Source organism: Fructilactobacillus sp. X3R5C2 (genome assembly GCF_059901175.1).
On the sequence record NZ_JBWXVC010000002.1, the window covers coordinates 87793 to 108591 of the forward strand.

Annotated in this window: 25 protein-coding genes; 22 read left to right on the top strand and 3 right to left on the bottom strand. The window is 37.2% G+C overall.

Annotated features, from left to right (window positions below; genetic code table 11):
- The first annotated feature begins 10 nt into the window (after positions 1–10).
- Genes AC6UD4_RS02495 through AC6UD4_RS02530 form a run of 8 tightly spaced genes read left to right on the top strand, consistent with a single transcriptional unit; the run spans position 11 to position 7495 of the window.
- On the top strand, positions 11–979 hold the full coding sequence (locus AC6UD4_RS02495) for an AEC family transporter (RefSeq protein WP_500693867.1): 969 nt from the start codon (positions 11–13) through the stop codon (positions 977–979).
- 24 nt (positions 980–1003) lie between these two features.
- Positions 1004–2056 (top strand): [citrate (pro-3S)-lyase] ligase, encoded by a 1053-nt coding sequence (citC, locus tag AC6UD4_RS02500; RefSeq protein WP_500693866.1) that lies wholly within the window; start codon positions 1004–1006, stop codon positions 2054–2056.
- Complete coding sequence (gene citD, locus AC6UD4_RS02505; protein WP_500693865.1) at positions 2046–2339, top strand: citrate lyase acyl carrier protein; 294 nt, start codon at positions 2046–2048, stop codon at positions 2337–2339. Before citC ends, citD begins: the two co-directional genes overlap by 11 nt.
- On the top strand, positions 2339–3253 hold the full coding sequence (gene citE / locus AC6UD4_RS02510; RefSeq protein WP_500693864.1) for a citrate (pro-3S)-lyase subunit beta: 915 nt from the start codon (positions 2339–2341) through the stop codon (positions 3251–3253). The genes citD and citE overlap by 1 nt, the downstream gene beginning before the upstream one ends.
- A gap of 28 nt (positions 3254–3281) precedes the next feature.
- The gene (gene citF / locus AC6UD4_RS02515) at positions 3282–4781 is read left to right on the top strand and encodes a citrate lyase subunit alpha (RefSeq protein ID WP_500693963.1); all 1500 of its coding nucleotides are present in this window, start codon (positions 3282–3284) and stop codon (positions 4779–4781) included.
- A 60-nt stretch (positions 4782–4841) separates the two neighbouring features.
- On the top strand, positions 4842–5384 hold the full coding sequence (gene citX / locus AC6UD4_RS02520; protein ID WP_500693863.1) for a citrate lyase holo-[acyl-carrier protein] synthase: 543 nt from the start codon (positions 4842–4844) through the stop codon (positions 5382–5384).
- On the top strand, positions 5377–6264 hold the full coding sequence (citG, locus tag AC6UD4_RS02525; protein WP_500693862.1) for a triphosphoribosyl-dephospho-CoA synthase CitG: 888 nt from the start codon (positions 5377–5379) through the stop codon (positions 6262–6264). The genes citX and citG overlap by 8 nt, the downstream gene beginning before the upstream one ends.
- A gap of 46 nt (positions 6265–6310) precedes the next feature.
- Positions 6311–7495 (top strand): hydroxymethylglutaryl-CoA synthase, encoded by a 1185-nt coding sequence (locus AC6UD4_RS02530; protein WP_500693861.1) that lies wholly within the window; start codon positions 6311–6313, stop codon positions 7493–7495.
- Between the two features lie 12 nt (positions 7496–7507).
- On the opposite strand, the gene lexA is transcribed toward AC6UD4_RS02530, so the two are convergent.
- Positions 7508–8143, bottom strand: a complete 636-nt coding sequence (gene lexA, locus AC6UD4_RS02535; RefSeq protein WP_500693860.1) for a transcriptional repressor LexA — start codon at positions 8141–8143, stop codon at positions 7508–7510.
- A gap of 147 nt (positions 8144–8290) precedes the next feature.
- Between lexA and AC6UD4_RS02540 the strand changes: the two genes are divergently transcribed.
- Positions 8291–8542, top strand: a complete 252-nt coding sequence (locus AC6UD4_RS02540) for a DUF896 domain-containing protein (protein WP_500693859.1) — start codon at positions 8291–8293, stop codon at positions 8540–8542.
- Between the two features lie 69 nt (positions 8543–8611).
- On the top strand, positions 8612–8830 hold the full coding sequence (locus AC6UD4_RS02545) for a YneF family protein (RefSeq protein WP_500693858.1): 219 nt from the start codon (positions 8612–8614) through the stop codon (positions 8828–8830).
- A 12-nt stretch (positions 8831–8842) separates the two neighbouring features.
- On the opposite strand, the gene AC6UD4_RS02550 is transcribed toward AC6UD4_RS02545, so the two are convergent.
- A complete protein-coding gene (locus AC6UD4_RS02550) occupies positions 8843–9487 on the bottom strand; it encodes a lysophospholipid acyltransferase family protein (protein ID WP_500693857.1) in 645 nt (214 codons plus the stop codon).
- A 96-nt stretch (positions 9488–9583) separates the two neighbouring features.
- On the opposite strand from AC6UD4_RS02550, the gene AC6UD4_RS02555 reads away from it, so the two are divergent.
- Genes AC6UD4_RS02555 through AC6UD4_RS02565 form a run of 3 tightly spaced genes read left to right on the top strand, consistent with a single transcriptional unit; the run spans position 9584 to position 11643 of the window.
- Entirely contained in the window at positions 9584–10324 is a 741-nt protein-coding gene (locus tag AC6UD4_RS02555; protein ID WP_500693856.1) for a tRNA1(Val) (adenine(37)-N6)-methyltransferase, read from the top strand.
- A complete protein-coding gene (locus AC6UD4_RS02560) occupies positions 10314–10595 on the top strand; it encodes a GIY-YIG nuclease family protein (RefSeq protein ID WP_500693855.1) in 282 nt (93 codons plus the stop codon). Before AC6UD4_RS02555 ends, AC6UD4_RS02560 begins: the two co-directional genes overlap by 11 nt.
- Before the next feature lie 46 nt (positions 10596–10641).
- Positions 10642–11643: a D-2-hydroxyacid dehydrogenase gene (locus AC6UD4_RS02565; RefSeq protein ID WP_500693854.1), complete on the top strand. Its 1002-nt coding sequence runs from the start codon at positions 10642–10644 to the stop codon at positions 11641–11643.
- Positions 11644–11684: 41 nt separating this feature from the next.
- Here the strand turns inward: AC6UD4_RS02565 and AC6UD4_RS02570 are convergent, their stop codons facing one another.
- On the bottom strand, positions 11685–12383 hold the full coding sequence (locus AC6UD4_RS02570; protein WP_500693853.1) for an HAD family hydrolase: 699 nt from the start codon (positions 12381–12383) through the stop codon (positions 11685–11687).
- A 220-nt stretch (positions 12384–12603) separates the two neighbouring features.
- On the opposite strand from AC6UD4_RS02570, the gene rpsB reads away from it, so the two are divergent.
- The 9 genes from rpsB (at position 12604) to AC6UD4_RS02615 (ending at position 20781) form a co-directional block, all read left to right on the top strand.
- Entirely contained in the window at positions 12604–13359 is a 756-nt protein-coding gene (gene rpsB / locus AC6UD4_RS02575; RefSeq protein WP_500693852.1) for a 30S ribosomal protein S2, read from the top strand.
- 80 nt (positions 13360–13439) lie between these two features.
- A complete protein-coding gene (gene tsf / locus AC6UD4_RS02580; RefSeq protein WP_500693962.1) occupies positions 13440–14321 on the top strand; it encodes a translation elongation factor Ts in 882 nt (293 codons plus the stop codon).
- A 127-nt stretch (positions 14322–14448) separates the two neighbouring features.
- The gene (gene pyrH, locus AC6UD4_RS02585) at positions 14449–15171 is read left to right on the top strand and encodes a UMP kinase (protein WP_500693851.1); all 723 of its coding nucleotides are present in this window, start codon (positions 14449–14451) and stop codon (positions 15169–15171) included.
- Between the two features lies 1 nt (position 15172).
- Positions 15173–15736 (top strand): ribosome recycling factor, encoded by a 564-nt coding sequence (gene frr / locus AC6UD4_RS02590; protein WP_500693850.1) that lies wholly within the window; start codon positions 15173–15175, stop codon positions 15734–15736.
- A 20-nt stretch (positions 15737–15756) separates the two neighbouring features.
- Complete coding sequence (locus tag AC6UD4_RS02595) at positions 15757–16170, top strand: hypothetical protein (RefSeq protein ID WP_500693849.1); 414 nt, start codon at positions 15757–15759, stop codon at positions 16168–16170.
- Positions 16171–16223: 53 nt separating this feature from the next.
- The gene (gene uppS / locus AC6UD4_RS02600; RefSeq protein WP_500693848.1) at positions 16224–16961 is read left to right on the top strand and encodes an undecaprenyl pyrophosphate synthase; all 738 of its coding nucleotides are present in this window, start codon (positions 16224–16226) and stop codon (positions 16959–16961) included.
- Between the two features lie 10 nt (positions 16962–16971).
- Entirely contained in the window at positions 16972–17760 is a 789-nt protein-coding gene (locus AC6UD4_RS02605) for a phosphatidate cytidylyltransferase (RefSeq protein ID WP_500693847.1), read from the top strand.
- Positions 17761–17784: 24 nt separating this feature from the next.
- Positions 17785–19056 (top strand): RIP metalloprotease RseP, encoded by a 1272-nt coding sequence (gene rseP, locus AC6UD4_RS02610; protein ID WP_500693846.1) that lies wholly within the window; start codon positions 17785–17787, stop codon positions 19054–19056.
- Positions 19057–19074: 18 nt separating this feature from the next.
- Positions 19075–20781: a proline--tRNA ligase gene (locus AC6UD4_RS02615; protein WP_500693845.1), complete on the top strand. Its 1707-nt coding sequence runs from the start codon at positions 19075–19077 to the stop codon at positions 20779–20781.
- The last annotated feature ends 18 nt before the right edge of the window (positions 20782–20799 follow it).

Consider the following 20799-nt stretch of genomic DNA (forward strand, 5'->3'; position numbering starts at 1 on the left):
AGGTGCAATTATGGCAATATTTATTACATCAATCCAGAGTGTGCTAGCGATTGTAATTATGATTGCAGTTGGTTATGTAACACAAGGACTCGGATGGTTTAAAGAATCATTTTCCGGTTCAATCTCAAAGATTATTATGAAAGTTGCTTTGCCATGTTCTATTTTTGTGGCAATGCTTAAATATTTTCATCCAGAACAACTAGCTAATTTGTCAACTGGATTAATCTATGTTGTGCTTGCTATTCTTTTAGGCTACGTTATTTCATGGATTGAAGTTAAGTTATTTAGGGTTAAAAAGGGTCGAAGAGGACTGATGATGACCGGTATTAACGGTGCTAATACCGTTTTTATTGGAATGCCCTTAAACGTTGCTTTATTTGGTGAGATATCAGTCCCTTATTTACTTGTTTACTATATTGTAAATACGATCATTATTTGGACGTTAGGTGTTTGGGTAATTGCTGCAGACGATCCAACCGCTAAAGATGGTTCCAAAGCTAAATTTGATTGGCACCATTTGATTCCGGCTCCATTATGGGGATTCATTGTTGCCATTCCATTTTTGTATATTCCATGGCTTCAGGAACATTTATTGGTTAATTTTGTCCAAACAACCTTAACTGATTTGGGGGCACTGGTTACTCCACTTGCATTAATCTATATTGGAATTATGTTGAGATCATTTGGTCTTAGAAACATGCATTTTGATAAAGATGTCATTTTGACTTTAGCAGGCCGTTTCGTGATTTCACCATTAGTCATGGCTGCAATTATTTTTGTTGGGTTCAAACTCGGAGCATCAATGGTTCCAACCTTCTCCAAGACTTTGATTGTTCAAGCTGCTACGCCTTCACTTGCAGTTCTGCCAATTTTGGCACAAACTTATCATGGTGACGTTAAGTTTGCTACAAACGTGGTTGTATCTACCTCAGTCCTCTTTATCATCGTAATTCCGATTATTATGTTAATCATGGGTTAGTAGAAACGGGAGATTATTGAGGATATGAATATTGAGACTAGAGAAATTAATTTAGAGGTTCCTGACCAATTTAATCAGTGGAGAGATTTTTTGAAATCACTTGGCATCGCCAATTTTTCTGGTGATGAGGTTGATCCCTTAGATTATACCGTTGGACTTTTTGATGGGAATAAATTAGTTGGTACTGGTTCATATTCTGGAAACATTTTGAAGTACATTGGTGTTTGTCATAAGTACACTGAAAATGGGGTTTATTTTAACAAGGTAATTTCGAATCTTTTAACAAGTTTGGGACAACGTGGAGTCTTTCATGTCTTTGTCTTTACAAAACCAATGTATGCGGAAAGTTTCGAACACGTTGGGTTTAAGGAACTCGTTCAAAGTGATGATGCGGCCTTTTTAGAGACCGGTGATTATAGTATTACTGATTATCTTAAAAGTCTGCCTAAGGTTAATAAAGCTGATAATAATGCCGGGATTGTCATGAATGCTAATCCTTTTACCGATGGTCATCGATATTTGGTTGAAAAAGCGTCAGAAGTTAGTGATAACGTTTACGTATTTGTTGTAAGTACTGATAAATCACTGTTTACGTCACAAGAACGATTAAAACTTGTTCAAGAGGGCGTTTCTGACTTAAAGAATGTGATGGTTGTTCCGGGTGGCGATTACTTAGTAAGTTATGCCACTTTTCCTTCGTATTTTTTGGGGGCACAAGCAGACAAGGTGCGGTATCAGACAACTATTGATGCATTAATCTTTAAAGATTGGATTGCCAAAGATCTTGGCATTAACGTTCGGTTTCTTGGAACGGAGCCAAATTCCAAAACGACCTCAATCTATAATCAAATTTTAGAAAAGGTTCTCCCGCCTGAAGTCAAAGTTAAAGTTATTAAACGAGATCAGGATGAAGCCGGAAAAGTGATTTCGGCCAGAACGGTTCGGATGGCCATTAAGAATGGTGAGTTAACATCAATTAAAGGGATTGTTCCAAAAACAACTTACGAGTTTATTACCAAACATATGGATTCGTTACAGGAAAGAATTAAGAAGGGAATGAAGATCAATGGGAATTAATAAAACGGCAATGGATGGAACGCTGGAATCTTCTGACATTCAGATCACAGTCAGTAAGGGTACTAACGGAATCCAAATTAATCTTGAATCTGATGTTAAGAAACGGTTTGGTGATGATATTATTGCTACCATTAAGGAAGTTGTTAACAAGTTTGAATTAGATAATGTCAATATTAAGGCAGTTGACCAGGGAGCTTTAGATTGTGTAATTAAAGCTCGAACGATTACCGCAATTCAACGGGCCATGGGCGACAGCGAACAACCAGCATGGGAGGCACTATAATGGCTGAAAATGGTGAACGACTCAGAAGAACGATGATGTTTGTTCCAGGTAACAATCCAGGGATGATCAAAGATGCTGGGATCTATGGCGCCGATTCAATTATGTTTGATCTTGAAGACTCAGTTTCGTTAGCGGAAAAAGATTCTGCAAGAAACTTAGTTTATGAGGCTTTAAAAACGGTTGATTATGGTGATGCAGAATTAGTTGTTAGAACTAATGGACTTGACACTGACTTCTTTGAAGCTGACGTCAAAATGATGGTTAAGGCTGGCATCGATGTCATTAGAATTCCTAAAACTGAAAGTGCGGCAATGGTTGAAGAGATGGAGAGTCTAGTTGTTGACGCTGAAAAGGAGTTCAACATTCCAGTTGGAACCACTCATTTAATGGCCGCAATTGAGAGCGCTGAAGGTGTCATGAATGTACTTGAGATTGCTAAAGCCTCTGATCGTATGATTGGGATTGCTTTATCGGCGGAAGATTACACAACGGATTTAAAAACACACCGTTATCCAAATGGTTTAGAACTACAGTTTGCTAGAAATATGATTTTAAATGCAGCTAGAGCCGCTGGCATCGCCGCTTTTGATACGGTTTACACCGATGTGGATAATGTGAAGGGATTCTTGGCAGAAACCGAGTATATTCATGAATTGGGCTACGACGGAAAATCAGTTATTAATCCACGCCAAATTCCTTTAGTTAACCAAGTATATGCTCCAAGTGAAGAAGAAATTAAGAACGCCGAGAATGTACTTGCTGCGATTGAAAAAGCAAGAAAAGCTGGCTCAGGAGTCATCTCAATGAACGGACAGATGGTTGATAGACCAGTTGCACTCAGAGCTGAAAGAGTTATGAAACTAGCTAAAGCTTCTGGCTTGATTGATAAGGAGGGTCATTACATTGGAAAATAAAATAGGTCGTAATTTACCCGATAAATTAATGAATGAACTGCACTTTAAACCATTTGAAACCACTAGGATTGGTAACCCGGTCTTTCAAAGAACGGCTCCTAAAGTCCAGGTTCAAGATGGACATGATAAATTAAAGGATGATTTAAAGCAGGTTGTTAAAGATAACGTGAGGGATGGGATGACCATCTCATTTCATCACCATTTACGTAATGGTGATTACATCTTTAATCTTGTGATGAAGGCGATCATGGACCTTGGAATTAAAGATCTAACTTTAGCACCTTCTTCACTGACCGGCGTAATGAATGATATGGCAATTAAAGCCATCAAGAATGGAACCGTTACTAACATCACCACATCCGGAATGCGTGGTTCATTGGGTGACGAAGTTTCTCATGGAATTCTTAAAAATCCAGTGATTTTCAGATCCCATGGAGGCCGTGCTCGTGCCATTGAAAACGGTGATATCAAAATCGATGTTGCCTTTTTAGGGGTTCCTAATTCTGACTGTTGTGGTAATGCTAACGGGATGGAAGGTCCAGCCGCATTTGGTTCACTAGGGTATGCGTTAATGGACGCAGCTTATGCTAATAAAGTGGTTTTATTAACTGATAATGTGGTGGACTATCCCAACACCCCTGCCTCAATTCGACAAACACAAGTCGATTATGTCGTTAAGGTGGATAAAGTTGGTGATCCTAATAAAATTGGCTCTGGCGCTACTCGGTTCACTAAGGATCCAAAAGATTTGACCATCGCTAGAGCGGTCAATCAAGTAATTGTTAATTCACCGTACTTTAAAGATGGCTTCTCATTTCAGACTGGCTCTGGTGGAGCTGCCCTTGCCGTTACTCGTTACTTAAGACAAGCAATGCTTGATAATCATCTTCATGCCTCGTTTGGTTTGGGTGGAATTACTAAACCAATGGTTGATTTGCTTGAAGAGGGATTAGTTGATAAGTTAATGGATGTTCAAGACTTTGATAAAGCCGCTGCTGATTCAATGAAGAACAACAAAAACCAACAGGAAATTGATGCGTCATGGTATGCTGATCCTGATAATAAAGGATCAATGGTCGCTCAGTTAGACATTGCGGTCTTAAGTGCCTTGGAAATTGATACTGATTTTAACGTTAATGTGTTAACTGGTTCTGATGGCGTAATTAGAGGAGCGGTTGGTGGACATCAGGATGCTGCTACATCTAAGATGACAATCATCTGTGCTCCACTGGTACGAGGTCGCATTCCAACGGTGGTAGATCATATTAGTACAGCTGTTACTCCAGGGCAATCGATTGATGTCTTAGTAACCGAATTTGGAATCGCCGTTAATCCTAATCGTCCAGACCTGATTAAGCAATTTAAGGATGTTCCGAGTTTGCATGTATACAGCATCCAAGAATTAGCTGAAAAAGCTGAAAAGATCGTCGGCAAAGAAGAACCACTGAAGTATACTGATAAGACGGTTGGATTGGTTGAGTATCGGGATGGAACGATCATTGATTCAATTCGACAAGTAAAAGATTAATTTTAAAGACGGTGCTATCTGTAAGGCAGATGGAGCCGTTTTTTTAAGGAGTTTGATAAGTTGGAAGATAATATTTTTTTAACTGGGAAAGTGCAGGGGATCCCAGCTGTACTTGCTAACAAAGACAGACGGGCACACATACAGGCTCAATTAAAGGAGCAGTATCCAAGGGATACGATTGTGTCAATCAAGTTAAATATTCCGGGTCCCATCAAGAACAACCCACAAATCATGAACTTATTTGATGTTGGCTATAAGCGATTCTTTAAAACGCAGTTGTACAATATGAAAATTATCGATAAAATGGGGTGGAACACTGATGCGGGAAAAGAACGGTTTTTGGTGGTTGATGGTGATGGGCTTGTTTTGAAGAAACGAGCAATTCATTTTGAAGATCATGATCGTTTAGGACGTTTGTTTGATATTGACGTAATGGATCATAATCATTCTCATTACTCCCGGACTGATGTCAAAATGAGACCCAGAAGATGTCTGATTTGTGATCGAAATGCTAAAGAATGCGCTAGGAATCGTACTCATTCCGTGTCTGATTTGCAACGAAAAATTAGCGAGATATATTTTAGGAATGTCGGATATGAATAATGCGGTAATGGATTGGAAAGTTAAAATTTGTCAAAAAAATAAAACCGTTAACGCTGTGATGGAATCAATGTTAGATGAAGTTGTTTCTAATCCAAAACCAGGACTGGTTGATCCAGTTTCTCATAAATCTCATCCTGATATGGATGTCTTTACGTTCATTGACAGCATTATTACAATGCGTCCTTATTTTGAAACCGCTTTTTTACGAGGACAAAATTTTTTAAGTGATGACTTAAGTCAATTATTGAAGTTGATTCGACCTGATGGAATTAAAGCTGAAAAAAACATGTTTAGGGAGACTAACGGTGTCAATACCCATAAGGGTGCAATCTTCGTAATGGGAATTATTGTTGCAGCACTAGGCTATCTTTCTCAGTCTAAGGTTTCCTTTACACTTGGAGATATAATTAATGTAGAAAAAACTATGACTGCTGGAATCGTTAAATCAGACTTTTCGCAGGTGAGAAGAAAATCTGCTAGCAAATTAACCGCTGGTGAGCACCAATTTTTAGAATATGGGATGACAGGAATTCGTGGAGAAGCCGAGGCTGGATTCAAAACTGTGACAGGTCATGGCTTGCCAGCTTTGGTCGCTTTTAATGGAAATAAAAATGAAAAGATCCTTCGAGCGTTACTTAACATTGTTGCTCATAGTCAAGATAGTAATTTGATTAAACGTGCTGGATCGCCTGAAATCGTTGAAAAGGTACACAGGCAGGTTACTTCAATTTTAAACACTGAAGCTTTTAATTCCGCTCTAGTTAAAGAACAACTGGAAAAAATGTGTGAAAACTTTGATAATCAAGATTTAAGCTTAGGTGGTTCAGCTGATTTATTAATTTTAACCATCTTTTTTGGTAAGATAACTGATCATTTTTAAACATTAGTGACGTTTAGAAAATTAAATTGAAAATGGAGTGGTATTAGTGAAAGTTGGAATTGATAAAATTGGCTTTTATACCCCAACTTATTTTATTGATATGGTGGATTTAGCCAAAGCGCGTGATGAAGATCCAAACAAGTATTTAATTGGGATCGGACAAACTCAACAAGCTGTCATTCCCTCCACCCAAGATTCTGTTACGTTGGCAGCCAATGCTTCGGACCAAATTGTAAGTCAAGAAAATCGAGATAAGATTGATTTAATTATTTTTGGATCAGAAAGTGGAATTGATAACTCTAAGTCGGGAGCAATTTATGTTCAAAACCTGTTAAAATTGAGTTCACACGCACGAGCATTTGAAATTAAACAAGCCTGCTATGGAGCAACTGCAGGATTACAGATGGCTAAAGACTATGTTCACTTGCATCCCGATAAGCAGGCTTTAGTGGTTGGATCTGATATTGCTAGATACGGAGTTCAAACTGCTGGCGAGGTTACACAAGGCGGTGGAGCAGTTGCCATGACGGTGTCGAGTAACCCACGTATTATGACTATAAGCGATGATAGTAGTGTTTATTCTCAAGATATTATGGATTTTTGGCGGCCAATTGGAAAGACTGAGGCCCTTGTGGATGGACACTACTCAAATGATATTTATGAAAAATTTTTTAATGAAACCGTTCATGATTATTTAAAAAGACATGGTCTTACTTTTAATGATTTAAAGGCAATTGTTTTTCATTTACCTTACACTAAGATGGGGTTAAAAGCATTACGCCAAGTTCTTCCTGAAGTTTCAGTTAGGGAACAGGAGAAATTGTTAAGAGAATTTGAGGCTAGTCGAATTTACAGTAAACGAGTTGGTAATTTGTATACTGGATCATTATATTTAAGTCTTCTTTCACTTCTGGATAATTCTTCAGATTTAAAGGTAGGAGACCAAGTTGGCGTGTTTAGTTATGGTTCTGGGGCTCAGGGCGAGTTTTATACCGGAATATTACAAGATAACTTTAGAGATCAAAAGCGAAAACAGTTAATGAATGAGCTGTTAGACAGTCGAAAGAAATTATCAATTGAAGAGTATGAACAAATATTCAATGGTTTGCCTAGTCTTTTGGATGATAATTATGAATTGGATCTAAGTAATGATCCTGCTAAATTTGTCTTTTCTGGTGTTAAAGAAGGTAAACGTCAGTATTTAAATCAAGAAAAAAACCATTCACTTTGAAGTGAATGGTTTTTATTTAATGCCGATTCGATATAAACCGACAACTTTACCTAAGATGACTACGTTTTTTAAAATAATTGGTGCCATGTCATCATTTTCGGGTTGGAGTCTGAAATGGTCACTTTCTTTAAAGAATCGTTTGCAGGTGGCTTCGTTTTCGTCGTTCATGGCGATAACAATATCACCATTTTCAGCGGTATTTTGGCGTTTTACAATTACCTGATCACCGTCTAAAATTCCGATATTGATCATACTTGTCCCACTAATGGTAAGCATGAAGAGTGAATCAGAACTTCGTTGGAGTTCGGTTGGAATTGGGAAATAATCAGTTGCGTCTTGAACCGCAAGAATTGGTTCTCCGGCAGCAACGGTTCCAAGTAAGGGCATCTCGTCCGGCTTTGATTCTTGAGAAACACCAAGATAGTTCATTCCATCAGAAGTAACTTCAAGGGCGCGCGGCTTAGTTGGATCCTTGATGATATAGCCCTTCTTTTCCAAACGAGCGAGATGACCATGGACCGTTGAAGTTGACGATAATCCAACGTGTTCGCCGATTTCTCGAACGGTTGGTGGGTATCCTTGATCACGAACTTGTTTCCAAATGTATTCGAGAATATCATGTTGTTTTGTTTGTGATGCTTGCGACATAAGGCACCTCTGTGCTTTCTAATTGGTTTTTAGCTAAAATAAGAATACCACAAAAACGGAATTTTGCAAACGTTTGTTCGTGTACAAATCCTTGTTTTCACGCTTTATTTCGTGATATTATGATATCAGATGAAGGGAGAGGTTAACATGGCTGAAGATAAAGAATTAGAAAAACTCATTCCAAGAATTAACGAATTATCTAAAAAATCAAAAAACGAAGGTTTATCTGAAGAAGAAAAAGAAGAACAGAAGAAGTTACGAAAAGAGTACTTAGATCGTTTCAAGGCTAATTTTAAAAGTCAGATTGAAATGACTAAGGTCTATGATAAAAAAGGGAACGAAATCACTTCAGACAAAGTCAAGGAATCTCAGCGAAAGAAAAATTTGCGAGACGATTGATTCCAATCTTTTCAAAACCTTGCTAATTGTGTAAAATAATAATAAAAGGCTTGAAGGGAGGTCAATGATTTGTCTACATGGATCTGGATTTTAATAGTGATTTTGGCTTTACTAGCTGGTGCACTAATTGGCTTCTTCGGTGCTCGTAAGTACATGGAAAAGTATTTGAAGGATAATCCACCAATCAACCAGGAACAACTTAAAGCGATGATGCTTCAGATGGGACAAAAGCCATCACAAAAGAAACTTAACCAAATGATGAACGCAATGAAACATCATCAAAATTAAAAAAACGTCGAATTACTTCGACGTTTTTTTATTATGCGGTTTTGATTCATCAATGTACACGTAGTTGGGATTAATTTCATCATCGAGCTTGTCAAAGGCGGCTTGCATTTGATTTTCAATTAATTTTTGATTCTTATCATCCAATCTTTCTTTTTTGTTGATATAAATTGGATCACCAAAGTTAATTGAAACTTTCTGGCGTTTGAAAACTTCTTTGAGGGTCAATGGCCCCTGATAAACAACTGGTACCAGGGGCACTCCAGCTAGTTGGGCAATCAGTGCTGCACCGCCCTTGAGTTTTTTGGAATGCCTCGTACCAGACGGGAACATCATGAGTGATAGATTGGTTTTTCTCAGTGTTCTAACTGGAATTTTAATTGCTGAAATTCCTGGATTTGAACGATCAACCGAAAATACGTTGACGTGCCGCAAAAACCATCCCAGCATTGGATTTTTGAATAGTTCTTTTTTAGCCATGAAACACAACTGTTTAGGGCGAATTACCGTTGCAATTAGAATCATATCAAACCAACTCCGGTGGGGAGCAATTAACACGTAATTTCCGTCTGGGATACGATTCTTGTGCATCACATTCATTGGTCCATTTATAATTCTTAAAATGAATTGGCCAACTGTAAATAAAAACGAGTACCACAAAAGATTTTAAGCTCCTTTTTTTAAGATGTATAATTTAATAGTATATTATTAACGGTAAAAGTGACAAGTTAAATTTAAAAAATGGTGGTGAACTAGGTGAACTTGATTGGTGATGAACGAATTGACCAACTCTACAGTCAGGACATTAAAGTCATTCAAAGTCCAAGTGTGTTTTCATTTTCTTTGGATGCCGTAATGCTTGCTAATTTTGCTCAGCCTAAGATCAATAAGAATAGTCTTTTGGTTGATTTATGTGCTGGTAATGGTGCCGTTGGTTTGTTTTTAAGCAAAAAAACACATGGTAAGATTGCCGAAGTCGAGATTCAATCACGTCTAAGTGATATGGCAACTAGGAGTGTTCAACTGAACGGCTTAGAGGATCAGATATCCGTTTATAATGATGATTTAGCTAATGCTACCACAATTTTTGGCAAAGATGAGGTTGATACTATTACGGTTAACCCTCCGTATTTTTCAAATCTTCCGACTAGTAAAAAAAATCCGAATGAATATTTAGCGATTGCAAGACACGAAGTAAAAACTAATTTGAAAAGCGTTATTAAAACTAGTAGTGAGCTTTTAAAAACTGGTGGGAAACTTTACATGGTTTATCGTCCTGATCGCCTACATGAATTAATGAACTTAATGACTAACTTTCGACTAGCAATGAAGCAAATTCAATTTATTTACCCTAAAGAGGGAAAGAATTCTAACATGATTTTGGTATCTGCAATTAAAGATGGAAAAAATGCTGGTTTAAAAGTCGATTACCCTATTACGGTTTATGACCATGGTAGTTATTCAAAAGAGGTTAAAAAGATGTTGTATGGAAAGTAAAAGTTACTATATGTATGTCTTACTTTGTTGTGACGGGACGTTTTACGGTGGGTTTACCGATGACGTTTATCGTAGATTAGCGGTTCATCAAGCTGGGAAAGGGGCCAAATATACTAAAACTAGGCGACCTTTAAAGCTACTGTACTACGAAAAATTTAATGATAAAAGGAGTGCCATGAAAGCAGAATACGCTTTTAAGCATCAAACTCGGAGAAAAAAAGAATTTTTTCTAATTAGCCATGGAATTGACTCGACTCTTTGGGGTAATTAGTGGTTGGGTGTTATAATTATGGTGAAAAGAAAAGGGGGACTAAGTTATGAAAATCATTGCATATGGAATTAGAGACGATGAACGACCATACTTAGAACAATGGGATAAGGCTCATCCAGACATTGAAGTAAAAGCAGAATCAAAATTATTGGATAATGACACTGTCGACGAAGCAAAGGGATTTGATGGTGTGGTTGCATACCAGCAAAAGCCTTATACTGCTGATATTTTAGACAAATTAGCTAGTTTTGGCATTAAATCACTTTCACTTCGAAACGTTGGGGTGGATAATGTTGATGCTGATGCTGTTAAACGTGATGGCATTAATGTCACTAACGTTCCAGCTTATTCACCAGCTGCTATTGCTGAATTAGCGGTTACAGAAATGATGCGGTTACTTCGTCATACTAAAAAGTTTGAAGATAAGGAACGCCATGGTAACATGACCTGGGCTCCAGATATTGCTGACGAAATGAACAAGCAAACCGTTGGTGTCTATGCTACTGGGAGAATCGGACGCCAAGTTGTTAAAATCCTTCAAGGTTTTGGTGCCAAAGTGATTGCTTATGACCCTTATCCAAACCCTGAGCTCAAAAAAGAGGGAATTTACGTTGATACCCCTGAAGAATTGTATGCAAATTCTGATATTATAACGCTTCATGCCCCAGCATTAAAAGAAAATGATCATATGATTAATGATGATTCAATTGCGCAAATGAAAGATGGAATCAAAATTATCAATGCTGCCCGTGGAAGTTTAATTGATACTGATGCTTTGATTCGTGGCCTTGACAGTGGCAAGATCTCAGGAGCTGCTCTTGATGTGTACGAAAACGAAGTGGGTATTTTCAATGTTGATTTTGGAAGTTTTGATAAGATCCCAGATGACAGACTGAAGAACTTGATGAAACGGGATAATGTTTTAATCACTCCACACATTGCATTTTACACGAAGCCTGCGGTTAAAAACATGGTTCAAATTGCACTCGATTCAAACGTTCAATTGATTAAAAACGGTAAGTCCGATAATTCAGTTGAAGTTAAATAGGAAATCAAAATAAAAAGCGCACTTCATATGAAGTGCGCTTTTTATTTTGATAGAGCCTTTAAAAGTTCACAAAGCTCATTTTGAGAAGTTACCGTTTGATCTGGGACAAAGTTTGTTTCTGGAACAGACCTTTTGCGGTGATTGAACCAAAAGGCATGCCAACCAGCTCGCTTGGCTGAAATGATGTCACCAGTAAATGAATCGCCAATGTAAGCTACTTCGGATGGTCTTACATCTAATCTATGATTCATAACGGTAAAAATTTTAGGATCCGGTTTTAACATGCCAACTGACTCTGAAGCAATGATGTAATTAGGATCAATGTAATCATCTAATCCAAGGATCTTTAGTTCGTTATTTAAGAATTGACTGGATCCGTTAGCAATAATTCCAATTTTTAAATCATTTGACAACATTTGGATTGTCTTTAAAAGATCGTGATAAGATGAAATTTCTTTAATACAAGTTAGATAGTTTTTCTTAAAATGTTTAATTTCTTCTTTATCCGGATCAAGATCGTTAACACCATTTTTGATGTTTTGATAAACTAGTTCATTTTGCTTGTAAGTTCCAGACATTATATTGGAATAAACTAAGGGACTTTGAATTTGAAAATTTTTAAATGAAGTAGCTGAGTCAATAATTGGATGATTAGGGAACGTCTTAAAAAAGGCCTCTTCTGAAACCCGCTTTTGATCATACAATGTGTCGTCGACGTCAAATACGACAGCTTTTATCATTTAAACTCCTCCTCAGATACATAGAACCGTAACACATTTTTAATATTATACGCAAGATTTGATTAAATCTCAAAATATTATTGTTATTTACGTTGATATTTTGTATACTAATCCTTGGTGTTAATTACCAATACACACCTAGAAGGTTTTGTAAGGCGGTGCTCATTTGAGTTCCTTGCATAATTCTAGGGAGGAAAAAACTTTTATATGGAGGCTAATTATGGCTGTAGTTACAATGAAACAATTACTTGAGGCTGGTGTTCATTTCGGTCACCAAACTCGTCGTTGGAATCCTAAGATGAAGAAATACATTTTTACTGAACGTAATGGTATTTATATCATCGATTTACAAAAGACGGTTAAGTGCATTGACCGTGCTTACAACTTTATGAAGGATGAAGCAGCAAATGATGCTGTAATTCTTTTTGTTGGTACTAAGAAACAAGCTCAAGATTCAATTGAAGAAGAAGCAAAACGTGCTGGTGTTTACTACGTTAACCATCGTTGGTTAGGTGGTACTCTTACCAACTGGAACACGATTCAAAAACGAATTAAGTACTTGAAGAAACTTAAAAAGATGGCTCAAGATGGCACTTTTGAACGTTTACCAAAGAAGGAAGTTGCTTTGCTTAAGAAGCAAACCGACAAACTTGAAAGATTCTTAGGCGGTATCGAAGATATGCCTAAGATTCCGGATGTAATGTTCATCGTTGATCCACATAAGGAACAAATTGCTTTGCATGAAGCTCAAAAGCTTAATATTCCGGTTGTAGCAATGGTAGATACTAATACTGATCCTGATGGAATTGATTATGTTATTCCTTCTAATGATGATGCAATTCGTGCCATCAGATTGATTACTTCAACAATGGCTGATGCTATTATTGAGGGTAAACAGGGTGAAGATGAAGTTAGCGAAAAAGATTTTGATAAAAATGCTGACCAAAAAGATGAAAAATCCGAAGAAACTAAATAATTAAAGTGATAGGCTGACTTTTGTTTAGACCCTTTTGGCCTAATTTAAGTCAGTTTTTTATTAAAACAAAGGAGATCACAATTATGGCAAAAGTAACTGCTAAACAAGTTAAAGAGTTACGTGACAAGACTAGTGCTGGTATGATGGATGCTAAGAAGGCTTTAGTTGCCGCCGATGGTGATGAAAAGAAAGCCATTGATATTCTTAGAGAAAATGGGGTTGCAAAGGCTGAAAAGAAGAGTGGAAAGGTGGCTGCCAGTGGCCTCACTCGAGTTGCTGTTCATGATAACAAGGCTGCGATCGTTGAAATTAACTCGCAAACGGACTTTGTTGCCAGCAATGATGACTTTAAGGATTTGATTGATGCTGTTGCTGATGCAATTGCTTTAAATCAGCCTAAAGATTTAGATGCAGCAATGAAACTTGAATTAAACGATGGGACCGTCGAAGATGCCATCATTAATACCACCCAAGTTACTGGTGAAAAAATCAAATTGCGTCGTTTCAAGACCTTTAATAAAAATGATGATGATAGTTTTGGCTTTTATCTTCATAATGGTGGAGAAATTGGTGCTTTGGTTGAACTTCAAGGTGGAGATGACAATACTGCTAAGGATGTTGCCATGCATGTTGCTGCTGAAAACCCAGAATTCTTAACTCAAGATGAAATTCCTTCAGATCGGTTGCAGCATGAACGTGAAGTTCTTAAAAAGGAAGCTCTAAGTGAGGGTAAACCTGAAAAGATCGTTGAAAAGATGGTTGATGGGCGTTTAAAGAAATTCTTAGCTCAAATTAGTTTAGCTGATCAACCTTTTGTTAAGGATCCTGATATGTCTGTTCAACAATATGTTGAATCAAATAATGGTAAACTAAAAGGCTTTGTTCGATATGAAGTTGGTGAAGGTATTGAACAAGATACTCAAAGTTTTGCTGATGAAGTTAAACAACAAATGAATCAATAATATTTCAGCAAAAAGTCAGTGTTAAATGCACTGGCTTTTTTGGTATACCTAACTTCAGGGCACTGTTGTTATACGTTAATATATGCTAAAATTATCGTAGTTAATTTATATTGTTGGAGGAAATCTGATGGCAGATTTAAAGTACAAACGGATCGTTTTAAAGTTAAGCGGTGAAGCTCTTGCTGGTGATAAAGGATTTGGAATTAATCCCCCCGTTATCAAGACGATTGCTGAAGAAATTAGAGATGTTTATAACTTAGGGATTCAAATTGCCATCGTTGTCGGTGGTGGAAACATGTGGCGTGGTGAAGCTGGTGAAGAAATGGGAATGGAAAGATCTCAAGCCGATTATATTGGGATGCTTTCGACCATTATGAACGGTTTAGCCTTACAGGATAACCTTGAATCAGTGGATGTTCCGACTAGGCTTCAAACATCGATTGAAATGAAGCAAATTGCAGAACCCTACATTCGGCGTAAAGCAGTTCGCCACTTAGAGAAGGGACGAATTGTGATTTTTTCCGGAGGTACTGGTAATCCGTACTTTTCAACTGATACTACGGCAGTCCTCCGTGCTGCTGAAATTGACGCTGATGCCATTTTAATGGCAAAAAACGGAGTTGACGGAATTTACTCAGCTGATCCTAAAACCGATCCCAATGCTAAAAAGTATGAGAAATTAACGCAAATGGATATCATTAACAAAGGCTTACATGTTATGGATACTACTGCAAGCTCACTTTCGATGGATAATAATATCCCGTTAGTGGTATTCAATTTAAATAAGCCTGGCAATATCAAGAAGGTTGTTCAAGGTAATAAAATTGGAACAATCGTGGAAGGGAAATAATATGCCTAGTTCAAATGAAATTATTGACACAACTAAGTCAAAAATGAAAAAAGCAGAGGAAGCCTTACAGCGGGAACTTGGAAACATCCGAGCTGGTAGTGCTAATGCTAGTTTATTAAGTCCGGTTAGAGTTAACTATTATGGGGCATCAACGCCATTAAACCAAGTCGCTTCAATCTCAATTCCAGAACCGCGTGTAATTTTAATTACACCTTATGATAAGAGTTCGTTAAAGGACATCGAGCATGGTATTTTAGAGGCTGACCTTGGAATTAATCCGATGAATGATGGTGACAATATTCGAATTGTGATCCCACAGTTGACAGAAGATCGTCGAAAAGAAATTGCGAAAAAAGTTAAAGCAACTGGTGAAGAAAGTAAAGTAGCAGTTAGAAATGTTCGTCGTGATGGCATGGACGCTGCTAAACGGGGTAACAAAGATGGTGATTTTACGGATGACGAGTCTCATAATTTGGAGGACAAAATTCAAAAAATCACTGATAAGTCAATTTCTGAAGTGGAAGACATTATCTCGAAAAAGGAAGACGAGATTCTTAATGGTTAATAAAATGGGGAGTTTTTCTAATGGCTGATGATAATGATAACGAAAAAGAAGTAACACCGGGCACACCTGAGTTTGATCACATGGCATTTCGTTTGAAACAGCCAGTTAACGAAGGAAACCTGCGTGCACTGGACTATGATGGTAATCAATTACAGAAAATTCAAGATAATGTGTACGTGATGCCCGCTTATATTAATGATGACTTTAACTTATTTTTTGTAGTTTCTCCCTTGATCGAAAATGACTGGATTATTGCTTTCTCAAAAGCGACGATTGAGAATGGAAACGAGATTACAGATCTGTCAGAGCCAATCCCAACGGGTGAGGGATTGAATCAACTCGGGGAACAGAGCCCAGAAGACGCTAATAAGATTTTAAAGTATTTTAATACTTTGGTTGACGCAGGTCGTGGAGAATGGAAATTAGTAAAGTAAAAGGATGAGGATTCTCTCATCCTTTATTTATGTAAAAGTATTGAGGTACTCAAATGACTAACGAACTGGATATAAAAAACATTCCTAATCATATTGCAATAATTATGGATGGAAACGGGCGCTGGGCAAAAAAAAGACACTTACCTAGAATTGCTGGCCATAAGCGCGGAATGGAAGTAGTAAAAGATATTACTACCAAAGCAAGTAATCTTGGGGTTAAAGTATTAACGTTATACGCATTCTCTACTGAAAACTGGAAGCGACCCGCAAAGGAAGTTGGCTACTTGATGAGTTTGCCAGCTAAATTTTTTGATGATTTTGTTCCGAGCCTCATTAAACATAATGTTAAGGTTACGACAATTGGTGACATTTCTGGATTACCTAAAAGAACCCAAAAAGCAGTTTATGACGCAATTGATGATACTAAGGATTGTACCGGGATGGTTTTGAATTTTGCTTTAAATTACGGTAGTCGTGACGAGATTGTGCGTGGCGTTAAGGAAATTGCGCAAAATGTAAAAAGGGGTAATATAAATGTTGATGAAATTTCTGATCAGACAATTTCAGATCATTTGATGACCGCTTTTTTGGGTGAATATTCTGATCCTGATTTATTGATTCGAACTAGTGGTGAAGAACGGATTTCTAATTTTTTGTTATGGCAAATTGCGTACAGTGAATTAGAGTTTGTTGATCAGTACTGGCCTGATTTCACACCTGCCGATCTAGAAAAAACAATTATACAATTTCAACAGCGTCACCGTCGATTTGGTGGTTTGGACGCAAAATAGGAGATTTATTATGAAGCAGAGAATTATCACAGCGGTTATTGCTTTGATTATTTTTATACCGATTATCATTGCTGGTGGAATATGGATTGATTTAGCCGCTATCGTGTTAGGTTTGATTGCTCTAGCAGAAATTTTTATTATGAAAAAACGACTTTTAGTGTCTCCAGAGACACTAATTGCGTTTGTTGCGACAATTGCTATGATTATCCCGACAAACTGGTTATCATTTTTACCATTGTGGATTAAGCCTCCATTTGCAATTTACATTTTAATAATGTTATTGATGTTATTTACCGTATTTTCTAAAAATAAGTTCAATTTTGATGACGCTGGGGTCTTTACCTTGGCAATTTTGTACATTGGGTTTGGATTTCATTACTTTATTGAAGCCCGGACTGATGGATTAACAACCCTGTTGTACGCTTTGTTTATTGTGTGGTTAACTGATTCTGGTGCCTACTTTTTTGGAAGGGCATTTGGAAAGCACAAATTGGCACCTCATATTTCTCCTAATAAGACTTGGGAGGGATCGATTGGCGGTACAGCACTAGCAGCCATTTTGTGTACAATCTTTGTCTGCTTTTTCCCAATTGATGGGATTGGTACTGTAAGTATGTTCTTTATTACGATTGTTCTTTCCATTTTTGGTCAATTTGGTGATTTAGTTGAGTCAGCTTTAAAGCGTTATTATGGAGTTAAGGATTCCGGCAAGATTTTGCCAGGCCACGGTGGAATATTAGATCGATTCGATAGTTTATTATTTGTTCTACCACTACTACATTTATTTGGAATTGTGTAATATCTGGAAGGGACTGGGTCTTTATTGTTAATTACAATTATTAGTTTCATAATCATTTTTGGAATATTAGTTTTTGTTCATGAATTTGGTCATTTTATCGTGGCTAAAATGTCAGGAATCATGGTCCGTGAATTTTCAATTGGAATGGGTCCCAAGTTGTTTTACTATCGACATAATCACACGACTTATACACTACGATTACTGCCTATTGGTGGATATGTTCGAATGGCTGGAAGTAGTGATGATGAGGATGAAGAAATTCAGCCAGGGACTCCAGTTCGGCTTCAAACTAATAGCAAAGGTGTTGTTACTAGAATTGATTTGAGTAATAAAAGCCAACTGTTTCAAGGAATACCACTAGATGTGTCGGGATCCGATCTAGAAGGGGGTCTCTGGATTGAAGGATACGAAAATGGTGATGATTCTGAGAAAAAAGAGTTTTCTGTTGATCACGATGCTACTATTATTGAAAAAGATGGGATCGAGGTTCAAATCGCGCCGGTTGACGTTCAATTTCAGTCAGCACCTTTGTATAAACGACTTTTGGTAAATTGCGCGGGAATTTTTAACAACGTTGTCTTGGCAATTTTGGCATTTATGCTTTTGTCCTTCATGCAAGGTGGAGTTCCTAATAACTCAAACAAGGTTAACCTGTCGCCACAAGTTTCAATTGCGAAAAAAGCTGGTCTGCAAAATAATAGTAATATTTTGGCTGTTGATGGTCACAAAACCAACACGTGGAATGATATCGGCACGTTGATTCAGAAGCGCCCAGATAAAAAAGTAACTTTAACGGTTAAGCATGATGGAAAAGTTAAAAATATTTCAATGACGACTGAAGCCAAAACCATTCAGAAGCAAAAAGTTGGTATGATTGGAGTTCAGCAGGCGATGGACACTAGTTTTTCAGCTAAGTTGTTTTCTGGATTTACTCGAACCTGGGATATGACAACTGAATTGTTTGGTGTGTTGGGTTCAATGTTTACCCATTTTTCTTTAAATGACTTAGGTGGTCCAGTTGCCATTTTTGCGGAGACGTCTAACGCATCCAAGGGCGGTTTTTTAGGACTGTTGAGCTTTTTAGCATTTTTATCCATTAATTTAGCCATTGTAAATGTGTTACCAATTCCAGCCTTGGATGGTGGTAAAATATTATTAAATATTGTGGAAGCAATTAGAAGAAAACCAGTTTCGGAAAAAACGGAAACGATCATTACGCTCATTGGTTTTGCCATTCTGATAGTATTGATGGTACTGGTAACTTGGAATGATATTGAGCGATACTTTATTCGATAAAACTTTAGGGGTTATAAAATGAAACAGTCAAAATTATTGATACCAACTTTAAAACAAGATCCAGCGGGAGCTGAAGCTCTTAGTCATAAAATGCTAGTTCGATCTGGATTCGTTAGGCAGGTTTCGGCAGGTATGTATGCATATTTACCACTGGCATATCGCGTGCTTGAAAACATCAAAAAAATTGTTCGTGAAGAATTAGATAAAACCGATGCAGCAGAAATGTTGATGCCCACAGTTATTCCAGCTAAATTATGGAAAGATTCGGGTAGATATGACACTTATGGTCCCGAACTATTTAAATTTAAAAATCGACATGATACGGATTTTATTTTGGGTCCTACACATGAAGAAACTTTTACAGATCTAATTAAAAATAATATCAAATCATATAAAAAGCTTCCTTTAATTTTATATCAAATTCAACCTAAGTATCGTGATGAAGATCGGCCACGTTATGGATTGTTGCGTAGTCGAGAGTTTATTATGCTCGATGTCTATTCCTTTTCTGAAGATGATGATGATTTGGATAAGATTTATAAACAAATGGAAGCAGCGTTTCAGAGAATTTTTGACCGGATTGGGTTAAATTATCGGACCATCATTGGTGATTCTGGGTCAATGGGTGGCTCCGATTCAAAAGAATTTTCTGCTCCTGCTGCGGTTGGTGAAGATACGATTGTCTATTCGGATGATAGTGATTATGCTGCTAATCTGGAGATGGCAACGAATATGTTTGTTGATCAAAAGGGACATCAAGAATTAAATGATTTGGAATTAGTTGACACTCCAGATGTTAATAACATTAATCAAGTTAGTAAGTTCTTTGATGTTGAAAAAGATCAGATTATTAAAAGTTTACTTTATATCGTTGATGGTAAGCCAGTAATGATTTTGATTCGGGGAGACCAAAAAATTAATCCAACAAAGGTTAAGAATTATTTTGATGCTGATTCGGCAGAACTTGCTAGCCCAACTGAGGTTTCTAAATACTTAGACGTTAAACCTGGATCGGTTGGACCAATTAATGTTCCAGATGACGTTTCTGTTTATGCTGATCAGTATGTTAAAGGTATTAGTAATGGTGTTACTGGGGCTAACAAAAACGGGAAGCATTATAAAAACGTTAATTACGACCGTGATTACCAAGTAAAAGACTTTGGGGATTTTCATTTAGTTAAAGAAGGAGACATTTCTCCTGATGGTAGCGGAGTATTGAAGTTTACCAAGGGAATTGAAATTGGTCATATTTTCAAATTGGGAACACGATATTCCAAAACATTGGGTGCTGATATTCTCGATCAGAATGGTCGTAATATCCCGGTTGTCATGGGCTCATATGGAATTGGTGTCAGTCGTTTGTTGTCGGCAGTTTCAGAGCAGCAAGCTGATCAAAATGGATTAGTTTGGCCAAAAGAAATTGCTCCATATGATGTTCATGTTATCCCAACGAATGTTAAAAATGATGAGCAATTAGAGATGACATCTTCAATTGAAAAAGAATTGGAATCAAAAGGACTATCTGTTTTGGTTGATGATCGTAAGGAACGTGCCGGGGTTAAGTTTGCTGATTCTGATCTTATTGGAATTCCAATTCGGGTTACAATCGGCAAAAAGGCGGATGAAGGAATTGTAGAAGTTAAAATTCGTAAAACTGGCGAAACGATTGAGACTAAACAAGATGATTTAAGTAATACAATTGATATTTTGTCTAAAGAGATTTAAATTAAAGACCAGGTTTTA

Excerpts from the sequence above, each read along its gene's own strand:
- AC6UD4_RS02495 (WP_500693867.1), top strand. The coding sequence starts at position 11 with ATGGCAATATTTATTACATCAATCCAGAGTGTGCTAGCGATTGTAATT.
- citC (WP_500693866.1), top strand. The coding sequence starts at position 1,004 with ATGAATATTGAGACTAGAGAAATTAATTTAGAGGTTCCTGACCAATTT.
- citD (WP_500693865.1), top strand. The coding sequence starts at position 2,046 with ATGGGAATTAATAAAACGGCAATGGATGGAACGCTGGAATCTTCTGAC.
- citE (WP_500693864.1), top strand. The coding sequence starts at position 2,339 with ATGGCTGAAAATGGTGAACGACTCAGAAGAACGATGATGTTTGTTCCA.
- citF (WP_500693963.1), top strand. The coding sequence starts at position 3,282 with ATGAATGAACTGCACTTTAAACCATTTGAAACCACTAGGATTGGTAAC.
- citG (WP_500693862.1), top strand. The coding sequence starts at position 5,377 with ATGAATAATGCGGTAATGGATTGGAAAGTTAAAATTTGTCAAAAAAAT.
- lexA (WP_500693860.1), bottom strand. The coding sequence starts at position 8,143 with ATGTCGCAAGCATCACAAACAAAACAACATGATATTCTCGAATACATT.
- AC6UD4_RS02540 (WP_500693859.1), top strand. The coding sequence starts at position 8,291 with ATGGCTGAAGATAAAGAATTAGAAAAACTCATTCCAAGAATTAACGAA.
- AC6UD4_RS02560 (WP_500693855.1), top strand. The coding sequence starts at position 10,314 with ATGGAAAGTAAAAGTTACTATATGTATGTCTTACTTTGTTGTGACGGG.
- AC6UD4_RS02565 (WP_500693854.1), top strand. The coding sequence starts at position 10,642 with ATGAAAATCATTGCATATGGAATTAGAGACGATGAACGACCATACTTA.
- AC6UD4_RS02570 (WP_500693853.1), bottom strand. The coding sequence starts at position 12,383 with ATGATAAAAGCTGTCGTATTTGACGTCGACGACACATTGTATGATCAA.
- rpsB (WP_500693852.1), top strand. The coding sequence starts at position 12,604 with ATGGCTGTAGTTACAATGAAACAATTACTTGAGGCTGGTGTTCATTTC.
- pyrH (WP_500693851.1), top strand. The coding sequence starts at position 14,449 with ATGGCAGATTTAAAGTACAAACGGATCGTTTTAAAGTTAAGCGGTGAA.
- frr (WP_500693850.1), top strand. The coding sequence starts at position 15,173 with ATGCCTAGTTCAAATGAAATTATTGACACAACTAAGTCAAAAATGAAA.
- AC6UD4_RS02595 (WP_500693849.1), top strand. The coding sequence starts at position 15,757 with ATGGCTGATGATAATGATAACGAAAAAGAAGTAACACCGGGCACACCT.
- uppS (WP_500693848.1), top strand. The coding sequence starts at position 16,224 with ATGACTAACGAACTGGATATAAAAAACATTCCTAATCATATTGCAATA.
- AC6UD4_RS02605 (WP_500693847.1), top strand. The coding sequence starts at position 16,972 with ATGAAGCAGAGAATTATCACAGCGGTTATTGCTTTGATTATTTTTATA.
- AC6UD4_RS02615 (WP_500693845.1), top strand. The coding sequence starts at position 19,075 with ATGAAACAGTCAAAATTATTGATACCAACTTTAAAACAAGATCCAGCG.